Here is an 8,576-nt window from a genome sequence, read left to right as displayed (position 1 = left end):
CTTTTTGTCTTTGTCTTTTTGCGTTTATCCTACGAGTGTACTTTATCAACGTTATCCTTAAGCTTATCCATCAGAGTCTATATGCACTATGTGTTTGGAGAGAACTTGGTAAGCAAATACAGCCGAAACTGCTGTAGCTTCAAGTCCACAAACCAAGGCTTAGGTAACTAGGAATGAATCTATGCACATAGGTATTTGCTCATTTATCGCCTACCTGCAGCTCCAAGTCGTTTAAGTCGTCTAGTCATCTGGGAAAGGATTCTGAGGGTAATAAAAAACCGCAGTGTTTAACTGCGGTTTGTCGATTAAACAACGGAGATTAATGTTGTTGCTCTTGCTGAGACATAGGGGATTGATTGTCTGTATTTATTTCAGCCTTTTTAGCTTTCTCAATCATAGGAGTAATGGTTGAGCCTTGAACTAGGATAGAAAACACTACCACGGCGTAAGTCATCACCAGAATCAGCTCTTTTACATCAATCAATTTCTCAGGAATTACCATGATTCCAGAGGGTATTGAGAGCGCCATCGCTAACGCGAGTCCCCCACGTAAGCCACCCCAAGTCAGAATACGAATAGACCAAGGGTTGTAACTACGGTAGCGTTTAAATCCGATGTAGGAGACAAATACGCTGAGGTAGCGGCCACATAACACTAGTGGAACTGCAAAAGCCATTAAGATCCAGTCTTCTTGATGGAACTCAAACAGTAGCATTGACATACCAATTAGCAGGAATAGGACGCCGTTGAGAAATTCGTCTACGAGTTCCCAGAAGTGATCGAGATGCTCTTCACTCTCTTTTGAGAAGCCAATAAAACGAGTCCAGTTACCAATCATGATCCCAGATACGACCATAGCGAGTGGGCCAGAAACATGGATCACATCGGCAAATGCATAACCAGCGGTCGGAATACCAATCGTCAGCAACAGCTCCATAGAGTGGTCATCGGTTGCTGAAATCAGATAGTGGAACAGGAGACCTAATAAGAAACCGTAAACAATGCCACCGATCGCTTCTTGGATGAAGAGGAGGGTAACGCTGCCAACCGTTGGTGTTTCATGCCCGAAAGCGATGGTAAAGATGGTCACGAAAATAACCAAGCCAAAACCATCGTTAAACAGTGATTCGCCTTCAATTTGGGTAGAAATACGTTTCGGTGCTTTGAGCTTTTTGACAATCGCGAGGACAGCAATTGGGTCGGTGGGGGAAATGAGTGCGCCAAATAACAAGCAGTAAACCAAATCAAACTGGATACCGATTAATTGGCAGAAACCATAGAGAGTAAATCCAATAAAGAAAGTCGAAAACAGCGTTGCGCCAAGAGCCAATACCGTAATTTCCCATTTCTGATCTTTTAGATTTGGCAGCTTAATGCCAAGACCTCCAGCGAAAAGAAGAAACCCTAAAATCCCTTTGAGTAGAAAATTTTCAAAGTTAATACTGGTGACGGTTTCGGTGGCGATTTGATTGAGATGAAACCAGTCGTTTTGACCCGCGATCAAGATCAGTAACGATAACATCATCGAACCTGCGGTGATTGCGATGGTAGTCTGCATTCGGCTGATCTTGCTATTAATAAATGCAATCAACATGGCTGCCGCAGAGAGGAAGCACAAAGTGTAGTAGACGGACATTCTCTTCTCAGTGTGTGTAACAATTTGTGAACGAAATTGTCTTTCTCTGTTGAGTAAATAGCAAATACTTTTTCATCACATAGGGTTCAGCTCACATCGTCAAGGTGAGTCACGAAAGAATGGCTGTTTTAGACGTCTAGATTTCTGGATTTTGTGTGATAGGATGTGGCAAACGCATAAGGAATGAGGCGGTATTGTGGGAAAAGAAGTAAGACAACAACTCGAACAGCAATTGAAACAACGTATCCTACTGATTGATGGCGGTATGGGTACCATGATTCAGAGTTATAAGTTACAAGAGGAAGACTATCGCGGTGCACGATTTGTCGATTGGCACTGTGATTTGAAAGGAAATAACGACCTCTTAGTGCTTACTCAGCCGCAAATTATTAAAGAGATTCACTCCGCTTACCTTGAAGCGGGGGCGGATATTCTTGAGACCAACACCTTTAACTCAACCACGATTGCTATGGCAGACTACGACATGCAATCGCTCAGCGCCGAAATTAACTTTGCCGCCGCTAAGCTTGCACGTGAAGTCGCGGATGAGTGGACGGCTAAAGATCCAAGTCGGCCACGCTATGTGGCTGGTGTGCTTGGGCCAACCAACCGTACTTGCTCTATTTCGCCAGATGTGAACGATCCAGGATTTCGTAACGTCACTTTTGATGGGCTTGTTGAAGCCTATTCCGAATCGACGCGCGCTTTGATCAAAGGTGGCAGCGATCTTATCCTCATTGAAACCATCTTCGATACACTGAACGCCAAAGCCTGTGCGTTTGCGGTCGATAGCGTATTTGAAGAGCTGGGCATCAGCTTACCTGTGATGATTTCCGGCACGATTACCGATGCCTCTGGGCGAACTTTGTCTGGACAGACGACGGAAGCTTTCTACAACGCCTTGCGTCATGTACGGCCGATTTCGTTTGGCTTGAACTGTGCGTTAGGCCCTGATGAGCTGCGCCAGTACGTGGAAGAGCTTTCACGCATTTCAGAATGCTATGTTTCCGCGCACCCAAATGCCGGACTGCCCAACGCGTTTGGCGAATACGATCTCTCTGCCGAGGAAATGGCAGAACATATTGCGGAATGGGCACAAGCAGGCTTTCTTAACTTAGTCGGTGGTTGCTGTGGTACAACACCTGAGCATATCGCTGCCATTGCCAAAGCCGTCGAGGGTGTAAAACCAAGGGCTCTGCCAGATCTGAAAGTAGAATGTCGTCTCTCGGGTTTAGAGCCGCTCAATGTTGGCCCTGAAACCTTGTTTGTTAACGTGGGGGAACGGACTAACGTCACCGGTTCAGCGCGTTTTAAGCGTTTAATTAAAGAAGAGCAATACGACGAAGCGCTCGATGTGGCGCGTGAGCAAGTCGAAAACGGCGCGCAGATCATTGATATCAACATGGATGAAGGCATGTTGGACGCCGAGGCGTGCATGGTGCGCTTTTTGAATCTATGCGCCTCTGAACCAGAAATCTCCAAAGTTCCGGTGATGGTCGACTCCTCGAAATGGGAAGTCATTGAAGCGGGTCTGAAATGCATTCAGGGTAAAGGCATCGTCAACTCTATCTCTCTAAAAGAAGGGAAAGAGAAGTTTATTGCCCAAGCCAAATTGGTGCGCCGCTACGGTGCCGCGGTGATTGTGATGGCGTTTGACGAAGTGGGCCAAGCCGATACCCGTGAGCGCAAATTAGAGATCTGTCGTCGGGCTTACCATATTTTGGTCGATGAGGTGGGCTTCCCACCGGAAGATATTATTTTCGACCCGAACATCTTTGCCGTTGCGACCGGAATTGATGAGCACAATAACTACGCGCTGGATTTCATTAATGCAGTGGCGGACATTAAGCGTGAGCTGCCGCATGCGATGATTTCTGGCGGTGTGTCTAACGTTTCCTTCTCTTTCCGCGGCAACAACTATGTGCGCGAAGCGATCCATGCTGTATTCCTTTATCACTGCTTTAAACATGGTATGGACATGGGGATTGTCAACGCAGGGCAGCTTGAAATCTACGATAACGTTCCGCTGAAACTGCGTGAGGCAGTGGAAGATGTGATCCTCAATCGACGTAGCGATGGCACGGAAAGACTGCTTGAAATTGCCGAAGCGTATCGCGAAAACAGTGTTGGTAAAGAAGAGGATGCTTCTGCGTTAGAGTGGCGCGCATGGCCTGTGGCTAAGCGCCTAGAGCACGCTTTAGTCAAAGGCATCACCGAATTTATCGTCCAAGACACTGAAGAAGCACGTCAGCAAGCCAGTAAACCGCTGGAAGTGATTGAAGGGCCGCTGATGGATGGCATGAACGTGGTCGGTGACTTGTTCGGGGAAGGGAAAATGTTCCTACCGCAAGTCGTAAAATCAGCGCGTGTCATGAAACAAGCCGTTGCGTATCTTGAGCCTTTCATTAATGCGCAAAAAAGTGGTAGCACTTCAAACGGTAAGATTTTGCTGGCGACCGTAAAAGGCGATGTGCATGACATTGGTAAGAACATTGTTGGCGTCGTGCTGCAGTGTAATAACTTCGAGATCATCGATCTTGGTGTGATGGTGCCTTGCGAGCAGATCCTCAAAGTCGCACGCGAGCAAAATGTCGATATCATCGGTCTCTCTGGGCTTATCACGCCGTCTTTGGATGAGATGGTACACGTGGCGAAAGAGATGGAGCGACAAGGGTTTGAACTGCCACTTTTGATTGGTGGGGCAACAACGTCTAAAGCGCATACTGCGGTGAAGATCGAGCAGAATTATCATGCGCCTGTGGTGTACGTGAATAATGCTTCGCGTGCGGTGGGGGTGTGCACATCGTTATTGTCTGATGAACTGCGTCCTGGGTTTATCGAACGTTTGGATCTCGATTATGAGCGCACGCGTGATCAGCATGCGCGTAAAACGCCAAAATCGCGTCCAGTCACGTTAGAGCAGGCACGTGCTAATAAAGCGGCGCTGGATTGGGCAAATTACACGCCGCCCGCTCCTGCGAAACCGGGCGTGCATGTGTTTGAAAACATTGCGTTAGCCACGCTGCGTCCTTATATCGACTGGACGCCTTTCTTTATGACTTGGTCGCTTATGGGCAAATACCCTGCCATTTTGGAGCATGAAGAGGTTGGTGAAGAGGCCAAACGTCTGTTTCATGATGCCAATGCCTTGCTTGATAAAGTAGAGCGAGAAGGGCTACTGAAAGCCAGTGGTATGTGTGCACTGTTTCCAGCAGCCAGCGTGGGCGATGACATTGAGGTGTACAGTGATGAATCGCGTACGCAAGTCGCGCATGTGCTGTACAACTTGCGTCAGCAGACTGAGAAACCGAAAGGAGCCAACTACTGTTTGTCGGACTATATTGCTCCGAAAGAGAGCGGTAAACGTGATTGGATTGGCGCGTTTGCAGTAACCGGTGGCATTGGTGAGCGAGCGTTGGCCGATGCTTATAAAGCTCAGGGTGATGATTACAATGCGATCATGATCCAAGCAGTGGCCGATCGTTTGGCGGAAGCCTTTGCGGAATATCTGCATGAAAAAGTGCGTAAAGAGATTTGGGGTTATGCGAGCGATGAAAATCTCTCCAATGATGAACTGATCCGTGAGCGTTATCAGGGCATTCGACCAGCGCCGGGGTATCCCGCGTGTCCTGAGCATACCGAGAAAGCGACTTTGTGGCAGATGCTGAATGTCGAAGAGACCATAGGTATGTCACTGACCACAAGCTATGCGATGTGGCCTGGCGCTTCGGTATCCGGTTGGTATTTCTCGCATCCCGATTCTCGCTATTTTGCGGTTGCGCAGATCCAACAAGATCAGCTGCACAGCTATGCTGAGCGTAAAGGCTGGAGTTTGGAAGAAGCCGAAAAATGGCTAGCGCCTAACCTTGATGCTTAATTAGTAAGACCTCCATCCACAATAAAAGAGGCCACATCATGTGGCCTCTGGTTTTATCTCGTGAGTTCGAGTTTTACTCTTGCTCAAACAGCTCTTTATGCAGCTTCTGCACCGCTTGCTTAGAGACAGATTCATGCAGCAAGAAACAGAGGTTATGTGCGCTGGCGCCATAGCAAATCATGCGGAGGTTGTAATCTTCCAATACGCTGAATACTTGTTTGGCGTAGCCGCGGCTCTCTTTCATCTTGTTGCCGATCAGAGCAATCAGACACAGGTTGTATTCGACTTCGACTGTACACAGCTCTTCCAACTCGGCGCGCACCGCTTCAGGCAATTCTGGCGCACCGCCTGAGGTATCGGTTTTATCCAGTGTCAGTGACACGCTGATTTCTGATGTGGTAATGAGATCGACCGAAATTTTATGCTTGGCGAGAATTTCAAATACTTTGGCGAGGAAGCCGTAAGCATGGAACATCTGCGCGCTACGCAGTGTCACCATGGTTTGATTACAGCGTAGAGCAAGTGCGCGATACAGTGGCGCGCTTTCGACTTGTTTACGGATCCAAGTGCCGCCTTTTTCCGGTTCTTTTGATGAGCCAACAAACACGGGGATGCCATGGCGTACCGCTGGAAGCAAGGTGGATGGATGCAAAATCTTGGCACCAAAATTGGCCATTTCTGAGGCTTCGCTAAAGCTTATCTCAGGAATCGGCGCTGCTTTTGGCGCGATACGTGGATCGGTACTGTAGATCCCCGGTACGTCAGTCCAAATTTCCAAGCCACAAGCTTGCACGGCTTCGGCAATCAAAGCGGCTGAATAATCACTGCCGCCGCGGCCTAAAGTGGTGGTATTACCTTGCGCATCAGAGCCGATGAAACCTTGAGTCACGACGACATATTGCTCACACAGTGGCACCAGTTTCTCTTTGGCTAATTGAGCGATTTCTTTCAATTGAGGTTCGGCGCGACCGTAATGATCGTCAGTGCGTAGCACTTCGCGGATATCAAAACGTACCGCGTCGACACCACGCTCACGCATCAGTTGAGTGAGGATGTAGGTGGAGATGAGCTCACCACAGGCGACGAGATGGTCGGTCAGTTTTTTACTGGATTGAAATGACGCCGCTTCTGCAGCACTGGCCACAGAATCTAGCACGGCTTTGACTTCTTTTTCGACGCGTGTCGGATCGGCGAGCTGGTCGATAATCACATAATGGATATCAGCCAGTTGTTGCAAAATCGCTTGGCGACGTTCCGCTGAGGCCACGCCATTGGCGAGTTCGACCAATAAATTGGTCACCCCAGAGCAGGCGCTGCTGACCACTAAGCGTGTTTGTGGATTGTTTTCGATAATGGCCGAACAACGGCTCATGGCTTCAAAGTTGGCGACACTAGTACCACCAAATTTGGCGACGTTAAATGTGCTCACGGCAATTCTCCCAGACTTCCTGAAAAACGAGTTGTTGGTAACCCAACGTCCAATGTTGTGAAGAGAGTGTTTTTTATAGAGCAAAATAGAGGAGTGACTATAGAAAGATTTCCCTCAGAAGCTCTTCATCAGATTCGAGCTGATGACAGTTGAAGGGATTCAGCCCGTTCAACCGATAAACCAAAGCCACAACTTTGATTCACCTCGGCACTACTCCCCCTGAATGTTCTGTATTGGAGTTGAGGCTCCACAAAACATCTGCCTGGGCAGTGCTCCTCTTCTGCTAGATAGCTCACACATTGAACGGTGTTGGCGAAATCTTGTCAACGACAAAATGTTCTAAAAGTGCAAATAAAAATGACATTAGTGTGACAAGGATTAACACTCTGGACATAGGTCGAATTGTTGCTGCTACTGAATTGCATTAGGCTAGTGGTTCTGGTCGCCACAACAAGGAGTCGTTATGACAATTCGTAGTTTTATTCCCCCGCATCGGATTTTGATGGGCCCTGGGCCTTCGGCTATTTCCCCTCAAGTCCTGCAAGCGCTCAGCCGCCCAACGGTTGGTCATCTTGATCCACTATTTATCGGTATGATGGATGAGCTGAAACAACTCTTGAAATATGCTTTCCAAACGGAAAACGAATTTACGATTGCCGTTTCTGCGCCGGGTAGTGCGGGTATGGAAGCCTGTTTTGTTAACCTCGTCGAGCCGGGCGATAAAGTGATTGTTTGCCGCAATGGGGTGTTTGGTGAGCGGATGCGCGATAACGCTGTGCGTTGTGGGGCCGAAGTTGTGGTGGTTGATGATGAATGGGGTTGCCCAGTCAGCGTTGAAAAAGTGCAAGCCACGATAGATGAGCATCCGGATGCGAAAATACTGGCTTTTGTACAAGCAGAAACGTCAACCGGAGCCTTAAGTGATGCGCAAGCGTTAGGTGCTCTAGCGAAGCAGCATGGTTTGTTGACGATTGTTGATGCGGTGACCTCGCTCGGCGGCGTTCCCCTGCTGGTGGATGAGTGGCAACTGGATGCGGTGTATTCTGGCAGCCAAAAATGCCTCTCTTGTGTGCCGGGATTGGCTCCGTTGACGTTTTCACCTCGTGCCATTGAGAAGATTCAATCACGAAAAACACCGATTCAAAGCTGGTTCTTGGATCAAAGCTTGGTATTAGGTTATTGGAGTGGCGCGGGCAAACGTAGTTATCACCATACCGCCCCGGTTAATAGTTTGTACGCGCTGCACGAAGCGTTACTGCTTTTGCAACAAGAAGGTTTAGAGCACGCGTGGCAGCGCCATCGTCTGATGCATGAGAAGCTTAAACAAGGGTTAGAGCAACTCGGTTTTCAATTTGTGGTCGCAGAGCCGTATCGTTTGCCGCAGTTGAACGCGATTTATGTGCCGGAAGGTATTGAGGAAGCCAAAGTACGCAGCCATCTACTCAATGAATACAATTTGGAAATTGGCGCTGGGCTCGGGGCATTAGCCGGCAAAGCGTGGCGCATTGGGGTTATGGGCTATGGCGCGCGTTCAGAAAATATCGCGCTCTGTTTGCGAGCGCTCGAAGAGTCGCTGCTTTAATACCATACGCAAGAGAAAAGCTGTATGAAAGAGAAATAAGGGTGGCTTAAAA

Annotated in this window: 4 protein-coding genes and 1 riboswitch; of the genes, 2 read left to right on the top strand and 2 right to left on the bottom strand. The window is 48.4% G+C overall.

The window, feature by feature from the left end:
• Positions 1-319: 319 nt before the first annotated feature.
• Positions 320-1,636, bottom strand: coding sequence for a cation:proton antiporter (locus GOU96_RS16090; protein WP_114735995.1), 1,317 nt, complete (start codon positions 1,634-1,636; stop codon positions 320-322).
• 196 nt (positions 1,637-1,832) lie between these two features.
• Here GOU96_RS16090 and metH point away from each other — a divergent pair, with 196 nt between their 5' ends.
• Positions 1,833-5,513 carry a methionine synthase gene (metH, locus tag GOU96_RS16085; protein ID WP_267783095.1) on the top strand — a complete coding sequence of 1,227 codons (3,681 nt, stop codon included), beginning with the start codon at positions 1,833-1,835 and terminating at the stop codon, positions 5,511-5,513.
• A 73-nt stretch (positions 5,514-5,586) separates the two neighbouring features.
• Here metH and lysC read toward each other — a convergent pair whose 3' ends face one another.
• Positions 5,587-6,942, bottom strand: coding sequence for a lysine-sensitive aspartokinase 3 (gene lysC / locus GOU96_RS16080; RefSeq protein WP_000102982.1), 1,356 nt, complete (start codon positions 6,940-6,942; stop codon positions 5,587-5,589).
• A gap of 110 nt (positions 6,943-7,052) precedes the next feature.
• A riboswitch (Lysine riboswitch) is annotated at positions 7,053-7,230 on the bottom strand.
• A gap of 175 nt (positions 7,231-7,405) precedes the next feature.
• Here lysC and GOU96_RS16075 point away from each other — a divergent pair.
• Complete coding sequence (locus tag GOU96_RS16075) at positions 7,406-8,524, top strand: pyridoxal-phosphate-dependent aminotransferase family protein (RefSeq protein WP_044126899.1); 1,119 nt, start codon at positions 7,406-7,408, stop codon at positions 8,522-8,524.
• Positions 8,525-8,576 lie beyond the last annotated feature (52 nt).

It is taken from the genome of Vibrio sp. R-1, assembly GCF_035615595.1.
Taxonomy (GTDB): Bacteria; Pseudomonadota; Gammaproteobacteria; order Enterobacterales; family Vibrionaceae; genus Vibrio; species Vibrio cholerae.
The sequence above is the reverse complement of the archived record's forward strand: the minus strand, read 5'-3'. Positions and strand labels throughout refer to the sequence as shown.